The organism is Nocardioides massiliensis (genome assembly GCF_030811215.1).
GTDB lineage: Bacteria > Actinomycetota > Actinomycetes > Propionibacteriales > Nocardioidaceae > Nocardioides_A > Nocardioides_A massiliensis.
Genome location: NZ_JAUSQM010000001.1, coordinates 1,708,038 through 1,722,960, shown reverse-complemented (window position 1 = coordinate 1,722,960; position 14,923 = coordinate 1,708,038). Strand labels below are relative to the sequence as shown.

Sequence of the window (14,923 nt, the reverse complement as noted above, 5' to 3'; positions counted from 1 at the left end):
GATGGCCATGGCGCTGAGCGCTTGATCCGGTTCGTCTGGTCATGAGGAGCCGCGGGCATGTCGATGTGCCGGACCTCGTTGTCCGGTGTCGTCCACTTGGTCCTCGGTTCGCGCAGCGGCGGGCTGCTGGGTGGTCAGGCCGCGAGGACCGGTGGCGGGTCGTTGACCCGGTCAAACAGTGCTGTCCAGGCGCTCTCCCAGGGCCAGGCATGGGGCAGGTGCAGGGCGATGCGGCGTGCTGAGGTCGCGACCCTTGCCGGCACGATGATCAGCTTGCGACGGATCTTGGCGGTGGTGGCCTTTGCCAACTGTTGGTCGGTCAGGCTCGCGGCGGCTCGGGTGAGGTTGAACGCGATGACGGCGAGCACCAGCCAGGCGGCGTTCGCGGTGAACACCCCGGACGGCAGGTGTGCCAGCGCGGCACCTTTGAGGTCGGCGTGGACTTGTTCGATGACCGCGTGCTGGCGGTGAATCTTGTCGGCGGCGACGGTGTCCAGCACGCCTGGGTCGGTGGTGGTGAAGAAGGCGTGGAAGCGCCAGGTGTCGAACAGGGTGTCCTGGCCGGCTGCCTTGTTCTTCTCGGCGTTGAAGTCCGGGATCCTGCGAACCACGAGCCGGCCCGGGACGTGGTCGGACTTCTTCTGCGCAGCGAACGCGGTGAAGTCGATCTCGGCGACCTCGGCCCGGGAGATCCACCGCTGGCTGGCTTCGTCGAAGACAGCGTCGGTGTACTCGATCGTGGTCCACGCGTCCTCGCTGATCGCTGCGATCGCGGCCTTGATGCGTTTGTCCATCCGCACGGTCACCGACACCGCGGCCCCACCAGCGATCGCGGCGTGGACTGGTCCGCGACCGTAGAACGCCGAGTCCATCCGCACCAGGACCGGGTGAGGCTTGCCCAGCAGCCGTCGGGCGGTCCTCACCGCGTCGCCGACCAGACGCTTCGCGCCGCGCGGCGACCCGGTCGAGCCCTTGCGCAGCCGCTGGGCCACGACCACCGGGGCCCCACCGGCGACGGTGAGTGTGGCGAGCAGTGCGTTGAGACCGCGGACCCCGGAGTAGCCGAACCCGGCGCCCTGCTTGGCATAGCCGTGGACCTCGATGATCGTGTCATCGACATCGACCAACGCATACCCGCGATCCACCTCGGTGTCGGTGTCGGTGTCGGTGTCATCGTCGGCGCCGGTGGCAGCGGGTGCGCCGAGCAAGCCGGTGAGGCCGGCCAGTGCGATCAGGAACCGCGAGGCGACCGCGTCGAGCTGGCGCACGTGCCCGAAGGTGAAGGTCCGCAGGAACGAACCCAACGTCGACGGGGCGTAGGCCCGGGTGAACAGCCGACCCATTCCGCCATGACGCAGCAGCGCCATGTCATCGATGCTGTCGGCGCCGGCGACCATCCCGCCGACCAGCGATGCGACCTTCAACCCGGCGTTCGCGCCTTTGTCCGTCGGGACGCTCAGGTGCTCATTTGCCAGGTCCCGCAGGCCGGCGGACTCGGCCAATGCGAGCGCCGGAACCAGGCCTGCGGCCGACACGAGATTCGGGTCATCGAAGACCGCCGAGGTCGATCGAAGCGTGTGAGAGAGTTTCACCTCAGAGATGCCCTTGCTGTTGGTGTGAATCGTTGCCTCAAGAACTCCGATTCTCCCGCCCAGCAAGGGCATTCTCGTTCTACGCCACGCTCACCCACCCAAGTTCATCGGTGGATCCGGGCTAAGGCGATAGCGTCGCGGCACACCCACGACGCGAGGAGGGCGCCGGTGCCCGCAGTGACCCGGGACGACCACGATGGCGGGATCGCCGTGCTCACGCTCGAGGACCCCGACCGGCTCAACCCGCTCTCGCGGGCGATGGTCGTCGAGCTGGCTCGCGCCGTCGACGAGGTGGAGCAGGACCGGTCGTTGCGGGCGGTCGTCCTCACCGGTGCCGGGCGGGGCTTCTGCTCCGGTGCCGACCTCGATGCCGCCGCGGACCCGTCGCACGACCAGGGGCGCAACCAGGTGAGCGTCATCCTCGAGAGCCAGGACGCGATCGCCTCGATCAACCGCCGGCTGCACAACCTGCCCGTCCCGGTCGTCGCCGCCGTCAACGGGGCGGCTGCCGGCGGCGGATTCGCCCTCGCGCTGGCGTGCGACTTCCGGATCGCGGCCGAGACGGCGAAGTTCGTCGCGTCGTTCATCAAGCTCGGCGTCTCCGGTGCCGACATGGGCAGCAGCTACTTCCTCCCCCGGCTGGTCGGCCCGTCACGGGCGATGGAGATCCTCATGACCGCGCGCCATGTGCTGGCCGACGAGGCGCTGCGCATCGGGCTCGTCCACGACGTCGTCCCGGCCGCCGCAGTGGTCGAGGCGTCGGTCGCCTTCGCCCACACCCTCACCCAGCACTCCCCCGTCGCGACCTGGATGACGAAGCAGACCCTGTGGCACAACGTCGACGAGACCAGCCTCGAGCGCGCGATGCAGGTCGAGAACCGCACCCAGGTGATGTGCTACGGCAGCGGTGAGATGGAGAAGGCCGCCACCGCGTTCGTCACCGGGGAACCGGTCACCGACTGGTTGCCGCGCTGAGGTCCACCTGCATACTCGCGCCATGACGAAGACGATGATGGTGACCGGAGCGGCCGCCGGGATCGGGCGGGCAATCGCTCGCCGCTTCGCGCAGGCCGGCTACCGGGTCGGGGCGTACGACGTCGACACCGCGGGCCTCGCAACGCTCGCCGACGAGCTCGGAGATCGGGTCGTCATCGGTGAGCTCGACGTCCGCGACGCCGCCGGGTGGCAGGCGAGTCTCGCCGACCTGACGAAGGCGTCGGACGGCGCGCTGCACGTGCTGGTCAACAACGCGGGCATCCTGCGGTCCGGCGCGTTCACCGACATCGCGCTCGAGGACCAGCGCGCGATCGTCGACGTCAACGTCACCGGCGTGCTCAACGGTTGCCACACGGCCTACCCCTTCCTCCGCGCCGCCGACGGTGCCCATGTCGTCAACCTCGCCTCGGCATCGGCGATCTACGGCCAACCCGACCTGGCGACGTACTCCGCGTCGAAGTTCGCCGTCCGCGGGCTGACCGAGGCGCTCGACCTGGAGTGGGCCGACGACCGGATCAGCGTGACGGCCCTGTGGCCGCTGTTCGTCGACACCGCGATGGTGACCGGGATGGATACCGGCGCGACCCGCTCGCTCGGGATCCGGCTCACTGCCGAGGACGTCGCCGAGGCTGCCCTGGCGGCCGTGCGCCCGCGGTCGCGCTACGCCGGCGTCCACCGGGCGGTCGGGCGACAGGCCAAGGCGCTGCTGACCTCGTCCCAGCTTGCCCCGAGCGCCATGCTGCGGGCGATGAACCGGCGGATCGCCGATCGTTGACCTGAGGGTCCTGCCCACGAGCGCAGCACGGCTTCAGGCGAAGATGTCGCCGTGCTCCGCACGCAGGGCCTTTTTGTCGATCTTGCCGACGCCGGTGCGCGGCAACTGGTCCACCACCAGGATCTCGTCGGGTAGCTGCCACTTCGCAAAGCCCTGGGCGAGGTGCTCGCGCAGCGCGTCGGGGTCGACCTCGTCGTCCGGCGACGCGGGGACGACCAAGGCGACGGGGCGCTCCTGCCACTGCGGGTGAGGAGCACCGACAACGGCTGCCTCGCGCACCGAGGGATGCTCGACCAGGGCATTCTCGAGATCGATAGAGGAGATCCACTCCCCACCGCTCTTGATGACGTCCTTCAGACGGTCGGTGACCTTGAGATAGCCGTCCGCGGTGATCGTGCCCAGGTCCCCGCTGCGCCAGTAGCCACGGTGGAAGCGCTGGTCGTTGTCCTCGGCGCGCCAGTAACTGGTCGTGATCCACGGGCCGCGGATGCAGATCTCCCCCACCGCGCGTCCGTCGTGCGGGAGGAAGTCACCCTCGGGCCCGAGCAACCGGATGTCGACCCCGGCAACCGGGAGGCCCTGGGACCGCTTCAGGTCCCAGCGCTCCGCCTCGTCCAGCCGTGCGACGAGCGAGGGCTTGAGGTGGTTGCTGGTGACCAGCGGCGTGGTCTCGGTCGCTCCATAGCCATGCACGATCTGCGCACCGGTGAGCTCGTAGTAGCCGCGCATCAAGCTCAACGGCGGCTCGGTGCTGCCCGAGATCATCCGAGTTCGCGACAGATCCGGCGGATCCGGAAGCGACCGCAGGTGCTCCAGCATCGGCGCGAAGATCGCCGGCGCACCGTTGGTGACGGTCACGTCGAAGCGCACCATGGCGTCGGCCAGCACATCGATCTGCTCCGCAGAGTAGCGGCCCGGCAGGACGATCCGGCTACGCGCATAGACGCCGACCTGCGGGAGACCCCAGCACTGGGCGTGGAACATCGGGGTGGTGAGAAGCACGCAGTCGTCGTCACGGACGGCCTGGTCAGCTGCCCACATCATGGTGTGCAGGACGATGCCCCGGTGGGAGTAGAAGACGCCCTTCGGTCGCCCCGTCGTCCCCGTCGTGTAGCACGCGCTGTAGGCGGACCGTTCATCGATGATCGGCCAGGCGAATTCTTCCGGCTGCCCAGCCAGGAGCGCCTCGTGGTCGATGGCGTCCGGAAGGTCGTGCTCGACCTCGGCAAGTGGCCTGTCGGTCATCACCACCCATTGGCGCACCTCAGGACACCGTCGCGCCAGCTCCGCTGCCTGACCCACCAGGCTCTCGTCGACGAACACCACCGACGCTCCACTGTGTCCGACGACGTACGCGAGGTCGTCTGCCGCCAGTCGGAGATTCATCTGCAGCATCACCGCCCCGGTTCCGGGGATCGCCCAGTAGAGCTCGAAATGGCGCAGGTGGTTCCAGTCCAGGATCCCCACCACGTCGCCAGGCCCGATGCCCAACGACGCCAGCGCGTTCGCCGTCCGCCCCACCCGCTTCCACGTCGCCGCGTAGGTCGTCGTGCGCCACTGCCCGCGACTGTCGCGGTAGGCGATCTCCTGCTCCGGGTGGGTGGTGACCGCCTGGCGAAGGATGTTGGTGGTGTTGAGCTGGTAGCCGTCACCGTGCGTCGACGGGTGACCAAGGACGAGGTGCGTCATGGACGGGGCCGCTCGTCGATCACGCGCCGCGCCTTGAACACCGTGGCCGGCAGCGAACCCGGGTCCAGCACCTCGACCGGCACCCGGATGCCCGTGACCCTCTTCAGCATGGCCTCGCCCTGCTCCTGCAACGCGCGGGCAGCGTCCTCACCACCGGTCGTCGAGGCGTCTCGCTCCGCGCGGACGACGATCTCGTCGAGCGCTCCCCGCTTGGTGACCCGGATCTCGAACTCCGGACCGAAGCCACCGACGCTGCGCAGCCCGGTCTCGATCGCGCTGGGAAAGATGTTGGCGCCGCGGATCACGAGCATGTCGTCCAACCGGCCCAGCACACCTTCGGGCAGCTGCGGGTAGGTGCGTCCGCACCCGCACGGTTCGTGCGTCAGGTAGGACTCGTCGCCGGACGCGAAGCGAATCATGGGCTGCGACTCGCGCCACAGATGGGTGTAGACGATGGCGCCGCGCTCTCCGTCGGGCACGGGCTGGTTGAGCTCGTCCGTGGAGACGATCTCAGGGTAGACCTCGTCGGAGATGATGTGGGTCCCGCTGCGTGCCTCGCAACCGACGTTGGTCTGGAACGGGTACATCTCCGAGGTCGACCCGGCATCGATAAGGGTTGCCCCCCACGCCTCCTCCAGGATCTGCCGCGTGCCCGGCAGGCTCCCTCCGGGCTCGCCACCCACCAGCAGTGTCTTCACCGACGATTCCTTGAGATCGATCCCCAGCTCCTGAGCAACAGAGATGAGGTGCATGCAGTACGACGGTGTGCCGCTGAAGACCCGCGGCTTCAGCCGCTCGATGAACTCGAGGTGCTTCTCGGACTCCGCGACGCCGAGAGGGAAGAGCGCTGCGCCGATTCGCTCGACGCCCTGCACGACCCCCCAGCCCCCGAAGAACAGTCCGAACGGGAAGCCGACCTGCACGAGGTCGCTGGGCCTGACACCGCCGCACCACTGTGCCATCGCATGCACGTCAGCGGCGCGGTCCCAGTCCGTCTTGTTCACGGCATACAGCGTGGGCACCCCGGAGGTCCCGGACGACCCGTGGATGCGCGCAATCTCCGTCATGTCGGTGGCGGCGGTGTAGCTGCCGAACGGCGGGTGCTCCTGCTGGTCGGCGACCAGCATCTTCTTCGTGATGACCGGGACCTTGCGAGTGAAGTCCTCGAGGGACTTCACGTCGTCGGGGTGGAAGCCGTGCGCGTCGTAGTGCCGTCGGTAGAACGGCAGATCGCGATAGACGCGGTGCAGCTGATGTTGCAGGCGCGCCAGGATGACGTCGTCGCGCTGCGCCCGGGGCATCGTCTCGCGTGCCTCGTCCCAGAACCGGGGAAACCCGCGCTCGTCGGTGGCGGTGGACCGGGGAGTGTTCTTCGTCGTCATGTGAGCGCCTTCTTCGTGACGGGCGGAGCGACGCCAACCGGCGCAGACCGCGCATTCTCGTGCCGTAGCCGACCAAGCGGCTGGCTACACTCTGCAGCAACGTGAGCGGCAACACAAGCGGCTCGAGCCGCGCCCTCGCTCCCCGTCCCGAGTCCCACCAGGAGGCACCCATGACCGACTCTGCCAGCGTTCACGTGGAGGTCGACACCGACGCCTGCGTCGGGTCGGGCACGTGCGCCATGATCGATCCCCTTCACTTCCAGCTGATCGACGGCAAGGCCGTGGTCACCGCCGGCGAGCCCCTGACCCTCACCGATGAGCTCGACGACGCACTCCTCAGCTGCCCGGTCGAGGCGCTTCGCAGCACCGTCGCCTCCTGAGCTGCAGAAATTCGACTTACGTTTCCTACCTTTCGTTTGGTAACGTGAAGCGCTGCACGCACGCAATCGAACCAGGAGGCATCGTGTCGACCATCGTCTACATCGACCCGCACGGGACGAAGCACACTGTCGACGCATCCGACGGGGACTCGCTGATGGAGGTGGCCGTCCGCCAGGGCGTCCCCGGTGTCGTCGGCCAGTGCGGTGGCTCCCTCGCGTGCGCGAGCTGTCACGTCTACGTCCAGGCTCCGTGGACCGAGGTGGTGGGACCCGCCTCCGACATGGAGGACGACATGCTCGACGGGGCGATGGCTCCTCGCCTCCCGGAGAGCCGACTGTCGTGCCAGATCCGAGCGAGCGCGGACCTCGACGGATTGATCGTCGAGGTCGCACCGGAGCAGCTGTGAGCGACCGGGTCCTCGTCATCGGCGCCAGTCACGCCGGCGTCCAGGTGGCGGCCGCGGTTCGCGACGGGGGACACGACGGGACGATCACCCTGATCGGAGCAGAGCCGCACCTGCCCTACCACCGCCCCCCGCTCTCGAAGGCGTTCCTGGCCGGTGACGGTTCCACCGACGGCCTGTCCCTGCGCCCCCGCGCGTTCTACCACACCAAGGACATCGGGCTGCGGCTCGGCGAGCGGGTCACCGAGGTGGATCTTTCCGCCGGCGTCGCGACCACCCACACCGGGGCGCGCATCGGGTTCGACCGCCTCGCGCTGGCCACCGGAGCCCGGGTGCGCCGCCTCCAGGTGCCCGGCGCGGATCTCCCCGGCGTGGTCTACGTGCGTGCTCTCGATGATGCGATCGAGCTGCGTGCGCGCCTCACCGACGCCCGACGCGCCGTGGTCGTCGGTGGTGGATTCATCGGGTTGGAGGCGGCCGCGGGACTCGCGCAGCGCGGCATCGAGGTGACGGTCGTAGAGGCCTGCGACCGGCTGCTCGCCCGCGCCGTGACTCCGGCTCTGTCGGAGTGGTTCGCGCGCCTCCACCGTGAGCGGGGCGTCCATGTCCGGTGCGAGGCGAGCGTGACGAGCATCGAGGGAGCCGGGGCGGTGGAGGCAGTGGTGCTCGATGACGGCACCCGGCTGCCCACGGATCTCGTGCTCGTGGGCATCGGGGTCGAACCCCGCACCGAGCTCGCGGAGCAGATGGGTCTCCGCGTGGCACGAGGCATCGTGGTTGACGACCGGGCCCGTACCAGCGATCCCGCGGTCGTCGCGACCGGTGACGTGACGGTTCTCCCCCACCCGGTGGCCCCCGGGACGACCACACGCCTGGAGTCGGTGCAGAACGCCACCGACCAGTCGGCGGTCGCCGCCAGCACCCTCCTCGGTGGCGAACGCACCTACGACGCAGTGCCGTGGTTCTGGTCCGACCAGTACGACGTGAAGCTGCAGATGGCGGGCGCAGCTCCGGCGTACGACGACCTCGTCGTGCGCGGGTCCCTCGAGTCCGGGTCCTTCAGCATCCTGGCCTACCGTGACGGCCGGCTGGTGGGCGCCGAGTGCATCAACGCCGCCGCCGACTTCGTCGCTGTACGGCGTGCTCTGGCGCTCGGGGTGAGTCCGCCGGCCCACCTCGCCGCGGACCCCGAGGTGCGTCTCAAGACGTTGATCTGACCGAGCAGGTCTTCAATTGCGGCTGCGGGCGAGCGCGCCGGCGAGGAACACGTCCGCGAGCTGGTCGGCGACCGCGCGAGCACGCACTGGGTCGCCCGGCTCGTACCAGCGCGTCATCCAGTTCAGGGAGCCGATGAAGCAGCGGGTCGCGACGCGCACGTCGAGGTCGTCGGCGAAGATGCCCGCCTCCACGCCCTCCATGAACGCCTTCTCGATCAACGACATGTACTCGCGGTCCATGTCGGTCCATTCCTGAGAGATGCCGCGACCCGCGATCTCCTGCACGTAGACGCTGACGTAGGGGAGCTTGCGGTCGATGATCTCGACGTGCACGCGAGCGATCTGCCGCAGCTTCTCCGAGGCCGGCAGATCGGTGCCGCTGAGCCTCCTTGCCTTCATGAGAAGCTCGTCGGCGTCGGGACGCACAACGGCGAAGAGCAGGTCTTCCTTGCTCTTGATGTAGTTGTAGAGGCTGCCCTTGAGCATGCCGACCTCGTTGGCGACATCCTCGAGCGAGGCGCCGCCGAAGCCCTTCTCGCTGAACACCCGGGCGGCGGCTGCCACCACGTCGTCCCACCGACTTGGACGAGGCACTGAGATCCCTCCGCTCGATCGTTGACAGAACCTCGGAGGATCCTTGGTTCGTCGCTGTGGCACCGTCACGCACACCTGCGGACAGGGGCCGCGCCGACGTGTTCAGCCTACTGGCGTCGCGCCGTCCCCGCTGGTCCTCGACGGACTGCAGGGCGGTCCCTTCCCGCGTAAGGAGAAGGGACCGCCATGCGCGTGGCTGCCCTCAGTCCAGGCCGAGGGCCTGACGTGCGAGTCGGTCCCGGCGGGCCATGTGCTGGCGATCTTGGAACTGCGGCATCACGTAGCGGGCGAACAGCTCGAGAGACCGGTTCCACAAGTCGGTCGTGACCCAGTCGCGGGAGTTGATGAGGAACACCCCGAAGTCTCCGACCTCCTCACGGATGTGGTGGATCTGCTCCACGCAGTCCTCCGGGCTTCCGATGATCCAGGGAATGTTCTCGACCATCCAGTCGAAAGTGAGCTCCGCGTCCGGCATCTCCTGGTCGCGCTTCATCAGCGCCCCGAGACCGAGCCCGAGCAGGTAGTCGTACGAACGACGCACGCCCTCACGGATCTCGTTCATGGCCTGGTTGCGGTCGGACGACACGTAGACCTCCCGACTGACCCGCCAGTTGCCCACCGCAGCCCCGGCGTCCAGCGACGCGTTGGCCGCGCCCTTCAGGATGGCGTCGCGGTGCGCGACGAGATCCGGGGCCGCGGGGTTGGACTCGACGTGCAGGGGTGCGAAGTAGACGCTGAGCGGGATCCACCCCCGGTTGCCGCACCGTTCGAAGTTGTGGGTGCCGGTGAGGCCGGCCACCGCCATGGGCGGTGTCGTCTGGTAGGGGCCAACCTGCAGCTGCCGGTCCTCGTAGTGCCAGAACACTCCTTCGTGGGTGACCGGGTCGGGCTCGGTGAGCAGTCGCCAGATGATCTCGAGGGACTCGTTCGTGCGCGGCGTGGCCTCCTCCGGTGCCATCTGGAACAGCGCCTTGTCGGTCGGCAGTCCACCTCCGCCGAAGCCGTAGATGAGGCGCCCATGGGTGAGGTGGTCGAGAAAGGCGAGCCGCTCCGCCACCAGGAAGGGGTCCTGGTAGGGCAGGTTGACCACGCCCGTGCCCAGCCGGATGCGGCTCGTCACGGCCGATGCCTTGGCGATCATCAGCTCCGGCATCGGGACGTTCTCGTAGCCGCCGGTGTGGTGCTCGCCGATCCAGAACTCCTCGAACCCCAACGACTCCGCCTTGACGATCTCGGCGATGTCCCGGTCGTAGGAGAGCGTCCAGTTCTCTCGCGGTGGGTGCTCCGGCATGGTGAAGATTCCGAACTTCATGGCATCGCCTTTCGTACGGTGTGTCGTGGATGAGGAGGGACAGTCGTGACGGGCTCAGGCGCTGGCGAGGGTCCGGAACCGGCTGCCGTGGAAGACCAGCGGCTCCACGTGGTTGTCGAACCACAGCTCGTGCACCCGCAGCAGCGCGATGGCGTGGTCTCCCGCCGGGACCACGGTGTGGATCCCGCAGTTCAGCCAGGCGGCAGCGCCCTCGATGAACACGGAGCCGTGCGCGTCGGACTGCCACCCCACGCCGGCGAACCGATCGCCCTCGGGCCGCGCGAGGCGCTGACAAGTCAGGTGCTGGTCGCTGGCCAGCACGCTGACCCCCATGCGCAGGAGCGAGCGGAGCTGGCGCCACGTCCGCGAGCTGTTCTGGATGCACACCGACACCAATGGCGGGTCCAGCGACACCGAGGTGAAGGAGCTGGCGGCCATGCCGATCGGCTCTCCGTCAACCTCGGCACACACAGCGGTGACGCCGGTCGGGAAGCATCCGAAGGCGGCGCGCAGGTGACTCGGCGACACCTCGTGAGAAGACAGCTCGATCATGGGGTGATGCACCTCGAACTTCCGGTGGAAGTGGATCGCTTAGTGGATAACCGACCATAGGGTCGGATACCGTGGACGTGTCAAGGGTCACATCACGAAGGAGTGCCGATGCACCTGGACCTCACCCGCAGCGGAGCCGCGCTGGGCGATGCGGAGAACTTCCGCGAACTCGACGTCCGTGCCGCAGCCGACCTCGAGGACGCCGATGTCGCACGGCAACTCAACGCACTGGGCGCCGACACCACGCAGCCCGGGCATGCGTGGCTTCCGGCGCGGGTGATCCTCGATCGCGGCCGGGCCGACGACCCCGAGTGGCGGGCGGAGTTCGATGCGATGCTCGCCTACGCCGACGGGGCGGGATGGACGCGCGTCGACGCCGACGGACAACAGCTCGTCCGTGCCCACATCGTGCATGCGGGCCGATAACCAACCGCTAGGTCGCCTACGGCACCTGCGGACCTACGACGGGTCAGTGGAGGGTCCACCCGCCGTCGACGGCCAGCGTGACGCCCGTGATGTAGGACCCCGCGTCGCTCGCGAGGAGCAGGAGCGCCCCTGCCAGCTCGTCCGCCTCGCCAAGCCGGCCCAACGCGGTCCGGGCGGTCAGTTCCTGCAGCCGCGTCGGATCGGCCAGCAGCGGTTGGGTCATCTCTGACGAGAAGAACCCCGGCGCCAGGGCGTTGACCCTGATCCCCTTGCGGCCGGACCACTGCACCGCAAGGTCGCGCGTGAGCCCGAGCAGCCCGGCCTTCGACGCCGAGTAGCCCGCCTGCGGGGTGGTGCTCGCGGCGATCCCGAGGATGGACGCGATGTTGACGATGCTGCCCCCGTGACCGGAGGCGATGCACTGGCGAGCGAAGGCCTGCGCCATGGCGTAGGCCCCGGTGAGGTTGACGTCCACGATCGAGGCGAAGTCCGCGAGGTCCTCGTGGTGCGCTGGCTCGGTGCGACTGATGCCGGCGTTGTTCACGAGTACGTGAACGTCACCCAACTGGGCGGCAGCCTCGCGGATGACGCCGTCACAGTCTTCCCGACGGGAGACGTCCGTGGGCACCGCGATGCAACGCCGCCCGCTCGCCCGGATCGCGGCAGCGACATCCTCGAGCAGCTCGGTGCGACGCGCAGCGAGGACGATGTCCGCGCCCGCCGCGGCCAGCGTGTGGGCGAAGCGGACGCCCAGCCCGGACGAGGCCCCCGTCACCACTGCGACCTTGCCCCGTAGGCTGAACAACTCCCCGGGCCCGAGCGCAGCGTCGTGCGTCATCCGTCCAGCCTGACCAGGAGCCTGCGCAGGCCGCGGGTCAGGATCACGGGGTTCCACTCGAGCTCCTGGTCGGCGATCGTCAGCGAGGGGAAGCGCTGCAAGATCCTCGGGATCACGATGCTCGCCTCCAGGCGAGCCAGCGTAGCCCCGAGGCAGTAGTGCACCCCGATGCCGAAGGCCAGGTGCGCGCCCTTGGACCGACGGAAGTCGAGCTCGTGCGGAGCGTCGAAGACCTCCGGGTCGTGGTTGGCCGCGGAGAGCATGAGGAAGACCCGGTCACCCGCCGCGATCGTGCGCCCCCCAAGTTCTACGTCCTCCGCCGCGAGCCGGACGACCGCCTTGGCCGGTCCGTCGTAACGCAGGAGCTCCTCGACGGCTTTGTTGATCAGCGCTGGCTCCTCGCGGAGGAGGTCTGCCTGTGCGGGGTGCCGCGCGAGAGCGAGCACGCTGTTGGCGATCAGGTTCGTCGTCGTCTCGTGGCCCCCGAACAGCAGGTTCACGCAGATCGCGACGAGCTCTTCCTGGGTGAGCGCCTCGTCACCGTCGCGCGCTTGGACCAGCGCCGTCGCGAGGTCCTCACCCGGTTCCACGCTGACGCGCTCGAGAAGCTGGCTGATGTAGCGCACGAGCTCAGCCATCCCGGACTGGGCACGGTCGTGGCGATCGGGGTCCTCCATCGCCCCGAACACCAAAGCGGAGATGTCGTCCGACCAGTTCTTGAACAGCGCCCGGTCCTCGGGCGGCACCCCGAGCATGCTGGCGATCACGATCGCCGGCAGCGGGAAGGCAACCTCCTGGACCAGGTCGATCGCCCCGTCCGCACCCGCACGGTCACGGGCCTCGTCCAGGAGCTCGTCGGCGATCCGCTCGACCTCTGCACGCATCGCCGCGATGATCCGGGGCGAGAAGGCCTTGTGCACGAGCCGGCGGAAGCGCGTGTGTTCCGGCGGGTCCCGGAACACCAACCAGCCGTTGAGCAGCTCCAGGGTCTCGACCAGGTCGAGGTCGGGACGCTCCTTGCGGCGCTCGCGCTGGATCACGGGCGAGATGCGGTCCGAGGAGAAACGGAGGTCTGACATGGCCGCGCCGACGTCCGCGTGCCGGGTCAGCACCCAGGACCGGTAACGCGCATTCCAGTGGACGGGATCGCTCGCACGCAGCCGCTCGAGGAAGCCGTACGGGTCGGCGACCGCGGACGGCGACAGGATCTCGTCGAGGTCCGCCTGGTCGTGTGCGCTGACGTCTGTCATGACTTTCCCTTGCCCTCTGCGGCCCTCAGGAGCGCGACGACGCAGGCATTGCCGTCCACCCCCGAGACTCCGCCGCCCATGGTCTCGACCAGGCCCACTCGAGCACCGGTCACTTGCCGTCCTCCTGCTTCGCCTCGCAGCTGCCAAGCGATCTCGGCCACCTGCGCCACTCCGGTCGCGCCCAGCGGGTGTCCGCGCGAGAGCAGACCCCCGGACGGGTTGACCGGTAGCCGGCCACCCAGTGCCGTGACCCCGTCCGCAGCCATCCGCCCTGCCTCGCCCTCACCCGCGAGCCCGAGCGCCTCCGTGGTGGTGAGCTCGCCGATCGTGAACGCGTCGTGCACCTCGGCGAGGTCGACGTCCGCAGGCCCGAGCCCCGCCTTTGCGTACGCCGTCTGCGCGGTGTCGTGGATCAGCTGGTAGCCCCACACGTTGGTGCTCCGGTGGTCCCACGGTCCTCCGGACAGCTGTGCGCTGGCGAGCAGCTCGACGTCGCGGCCGGAGCCGCGCCGTGCCGAGAGGACGACGGCCGCTGCACCGTCCGAGATCGGACTGCACTGCAACAGCGTCAGGGGGTCCGAGATCATCGGTGAGTCCAGGACCTCGGCGATCGTGTAGTCACCGCGATACTGGGCGCGAGCGTTGTGCAGCGCGTGCCGGTGGTTCTTCACCGACACCGCCGCCAGCTGCTCCAGGGTGACGCGGCCCTCGTGCAGCCACCGGCTGGCCTCCATCGCGTACATGCTGGGCATCGCCAGACCGGTGCGGCCCTCCGTGTCGCTCTGCTGCGGCACGATCGGTCCCCTGAACAGCGTCGACATGTGTTCCAGGCCCAGCACGAGGACGGTCTCGTACCGACCGGACTCGAGGGCGAAGGCGGCCTCGTGGAGGGCGGAGGTGCCGCTGGCGCAGGCGTTCTCGACGGTCACGATCGGCACGCCCGTGATGGCACACCCTTGCAGGGCCCGCATGGCGACGCCCGGCTCACCAAACACGCTTCCGACGTAGACCGCATCGATCCGTCCGGGATCCACGCCCTCACCGTCCACGAGCGCCTCGCCGATCGCCTGCCAGGCGAGCTCGGCGACAGAGACGTCGCGCTGCTTGCCGAAGTGAGAGGTGCCGACCCCTCGGATCCACTGGCTCACGCGACCACCTCCACGGTGACGTCGCCGGCGGTGGGGGCAACGAGACGCACGCGACTCCCGACCGGTGGCGCGGACTCCTGGCCGTCTACGTGGGCGAGGACCCGCGGGCCGCCGTCGAGGTCGACGTAGGCCAGGGCGTAGGGCGGGGTGCGGTCACCGACGGCGATGCGCACCACGGTTGCAGACCACACGACCCCGTCGGGACCGAAGCGCGCCTCGGCCACCGGCCCCCGGCACACGGCACAGGCCGGGCGCGGGGTCGGCATCGGGTGGGAGCATCGGGTGCACGTGACCCCGACGATGCGCGGTGGGTCGGACAGCTCGACTCGCGGACGCGGATCACTCATGGTCGTGTCCTCCTCTACGGC

16 protein-coding genes are annotated in these 14,923 nt (G+C 69.0%); 6 read left to right on the top strand and 10 right to left on the bottom strand.

Annotation, left to right across the window (positions count from 1 at the left end; all coding sequences use genetic code 11):
- Positions 1–134: 134 nt before the first annotated feature.
- On the bottom strand, positions 135–1,592 hold the full coding sequence (locus J2S59_RS08535) for an IS1380 family transposase (protein ID WP_306825456.1): 1,458 nt from the start codon (positions 1,590–1,592) through the stop codon (positions 135–137).
- Between the two features lie 168 nt (positions 1,593–1,760).
- Here J2S59_RS08535 and J2S59_RS08530 point away from each other — a divergent pair, with 168 nt between their 5' ends.
- Positions 1,761–2,567: an enoyl-CoA hydratase/isomerase family protein gene (locus tag J2S59_RS08530; protein WP_181642674.1), complete on the top strand. Its 807-nt coding sequence runs from the start codon at positions 1,761–1,763 to the stop codon at positions 2,565–2,567.
- Between the two features lie 22 nt (positions 2,568–2,589).
- Positions 2,590–3,363: an SDR family oxidoreductase gene (locus tag J2S59_RS08525; RefSeq protein ID WP_068125149.1), complete on the top strand. Its 774-nt coding sequence runs from the start codon at positions 2,590–2,592 to the stop codon at positions 3,361–3,363.
- Positions 3,364–3,396: 33 nt separating this feature from the next.
- Here J2S59_RS08525 and J2S59_RS08520 read toward each other — a convergent pair whose 3' ends face one another.
- Both J2S59_RS08520 and J2S59_RS08515 read right to left on the bottom strand, forming a co-directional pair.
- Positions 3,397–5,052: a long-chain-fatty-acid--CoA ligase gene (locus J2S59_RS08520; RefSeq protein ID WP_068125147.1), complete on the bottom strand. Its 1,656-nt coding sequence runs from the start codon at positions 5,050–5,052 to the stop codon at positions 3,397–3,399.
- A complete protein-coding gene (locus J2S59_RS08515) occupies positions 5,049–6,434 on the bottom strand; it encodes a phenylacetate--CoA ligase family protein (RefSeq protein ID WP_306825011.1) in 1,386 nt (461 codons plus the stop codon). Before J2S59_RS08515 ends, J2S59_RS08520 begins: the two co-directional genes overlap by 4 nt.
- 170 nt (positions 6,435–6,604) lie before the next feature.
- Between J2S59_RS08515 and J2S59_RS08510 the strand changes: the two genes are divergently transcribed.
- The 3 genes from J2S59_RS08510 (at position 6,605) to J2S59_RS08500 (ending at position 8,435) form a co-directional block, all read left to right on the top strand.
- Complete coding sequence (locus tag J2S59_RS08510; protein WP_068120117.1) at positions 6,605–6,814, top strand: ferredoxin; 210 nt, start codon at positions 6,605–6,607, stop codon at positions 6,812–6,814.
- Between the two features lie 83 nt (positions 6,815–6,897).
- Complete coding sequence (locus tag J2S59_RS08505) at positions 6,898–7,221, top strand: 2Fe-2S iron-sulfur cluster-binding protein (protein WP_068120119.1); 324 nt, start codon at positions 6,898–6,900, stop codon at positions 7,219–7,221.
- Positions 7,218–8,435: an NAD(P)/FAD-dependent oxidoreductase gene (locus J2S59_RS08500; RefSeq protein ID WP_068120121.1), complete on the top strand. Its 1,218-nt coding sequence runs from the start codon at positions 7,218–7,220 to the stop codon at positions 8,433–8,435. Before J2S59_RS08505 ends, J2S59_RS08500 begins: the two co-directional genes overlap by 4 nt.
- Before the next feature lie 12 nt (positions 8,436–8,447).
- Here the strand turns inward: J2S59_RS08500 and J2S59_RS08495 are convergent, their stop codons facing one another.
- The 3 genes from J2S59_RS08495 to J2S59_RS08485 all read right to left on the bottom strand — a co-directional run bounded on the left by J2S59_RS08495 (position 8,448) and on the right by J2S59_RS08485 (position 10,893).
- On the bottom strand, positions 8,448–8,999 hold the full coding sequence (locus J2S59_RS08495; protein WP_068120123.1) for a TetR/AcrR family transcriptional regulator: 552 nt from the start codon (positions 8,997–8,999) through the stop codon (positions 8,448–8,450).
- A 232-nt stretch (positions 9,000–9,231) separates the two neighbouring features.
- Positions 9,232–10,341: an LLM class flavin-dependent oxidoreductase gene (locus tag J2S59_RS08490; protein WP_068120125.1), complete on the bottom strand. Its 1,110-nt coding sequence runs from the start codon at positions 10,339–10,341 to the stop codon at positions 9,232–9,234.
- Positions 10,342–10,395: 54 nt separating this feature from the next.
- Positions 10,396–10,893 (bottom strand): flavin reductase family protein, encoded by a 498-nt coding sequence (locus J2S59_RS08485; protein ID WP_068120127.1) that lies wholly within the window; start codon positions 10,891–10,893, stop codon positions 10,396–10,398.
- Positions 10,894–11,001: 108 nt separating this feature from the next.
- Here J2S59_RS08485 and J2S59_RS08480 point away from each other — a divergent pair, with 108 nt between their 5' ends.
- Positions 11,002–11,319, top strand: coding sequence for a hypothetical protein (locus tag J2S59_RS08480; RefSeq protein WP_306825010.1), 318 nt, complete (start codon positions 11,002–11,004; stop codon positions 11,317–11,319).
- A 43-nt stretch (positions 11,320–11,362) separates the two neighbouring features.
- On the opposite strand, the gene J2S59_RS08475 is transcribed toward J2S59_RS08480, so the two are convergent.
- The 4 genes from J2S59_RS08475 to J2S59_RS08460 are packed head-to-tail and all read right to left on the bottom strand — an operon-like array spanning position 11,363 to position 14,902.
- Positions 11,363–12,157, bottom strand: coding sequence for an SDR family NAD(P)-dependent oxidoreductase (locus J2S59_RS08475; protein WP_068120405.1), 795 nt, complete (start codon positions 12,155–12,157; stop codon positions 11,363–11,365).
- On the bottom strand, positions 12,154–13,407 hold the full coding sequence (locus J2S59_RS08470) for a cytochrome P450 (protein ID WP_306825009.1): 1,254 nt from the start codon (positions 13,405–13,407) through the stop codon (positions 12,154–12,156). The genes J2S59_RS08475 and J2S59_RS08470 overlap by 4 nt, the downstream gene beginning before the upstream one ends.
- Positions 13,404–14,555, bottom strand: a complete 1,152-nt coding sequence (locus J2S59_RS08465) for a thiolase family protein (RefSeq protein ID WP_068117903.1) — start codon at positions 14,553–14,555, stop codon at positions 13,404–13,406. Before J2S59_RS08465 ends, J2S59_RS08470 begins: the two co-directional genes overlap by 4 nt.
- Complete coding sequence (locus tag J2S59_RS08460) at positions 14,552–14,902, bottom strand: Zn-ribbon domain-containing OB-fold protein (RefSeq protein WP_068117906.1); 351 nt, start codon at positions 14,900–14,902, stop codon at positions 14,552–14,554. The genes J2S59_RS08465 and J2S59_RS08460 overlap by 4 nt, the downstream gene beginning before the upstream one ends.
- Positions 14,903–14,923 lie beyond the last annotated feature (21 nt).

What these genes read in the sequence shown, in the direction of transcription:
- J2S59_RS08460 (WP_068117906.1), bottom strand. Translation starts at nt 14,902, where the DNA reads ATGAGTGATCCGCGTCCGCGAGTCGAGCTGTCCGACCCACCGCGCATC.
- J2S59_RS08525 (WP_068125149.1), top strand. Translation starts at nt 2,590, where the DNA reads ATGACGAAGACGATGATGGTGACCGGAGCGGCCGCCGGGATCGGGCGG.
- J2S59_RS08480 (WP_306825010.1), top strand. Translation starts at nt 11,002, where the DNA reads ATGCACCTGGACCTCACCCGCAGCGGAGCCGCGCTGGGCGATGCGGAG.
- J2S59_RS08490 (WP_068120125.1), bottom strand. Translation starts at nt 10,341, where the DNA reads ATGAAGTTCGGAATCTTCACCATGCCGGAGCACCCACCGCGAGAGAAC.
- J2S59_RS08520 (WP_068125147.1), bottom strand. Translation starts at nt 5,052, where the DNA reads ATGACGCACCTCGTCCTTGGTCACCCGTCGACGCACGGTGACGGCTAC.
- J2S59_RS08470 (WP_306825009.1), bottom strand. Translation starts at nt 13,407, where the DNA reads ATGACAGACGTCAGCGCACACGACCAGGCGGACCTCGACGAGATCCTG.
- J2S59_RS08510 (WP_068120117.1), top strand. Translation starts at nt 6,605, where the DNA reads ATGACCGACTCTGCCAGCGTTCACGTGGAGGTCGACACCGACGCCTGC.
- J2S59_RS08515 (WP_306825011.1), bottom strand. Translation starts at nt 6,434, where the DNA reads ATGACGACGAAGAACACTCCCCGGTCCACCGCCACCGACGAGCGCGGG.
- J2S59_RS08485 (WP_068120127.1), bottom strand. Translation starts at nt 10,893, where the DNA reads ATGATCGAGCTGTCTTCTCACGAGGTGTCGCCGAGTCACCTGCGCGCC.
- J2S59_RS08475 (WP_068120405.1), bottom strand. Translation starts at nt 12,157, where the DNA reads ATGACGCACGACGCTGCGCTCGGGCCCGGGGAGTTGTTCAGCCTACGG.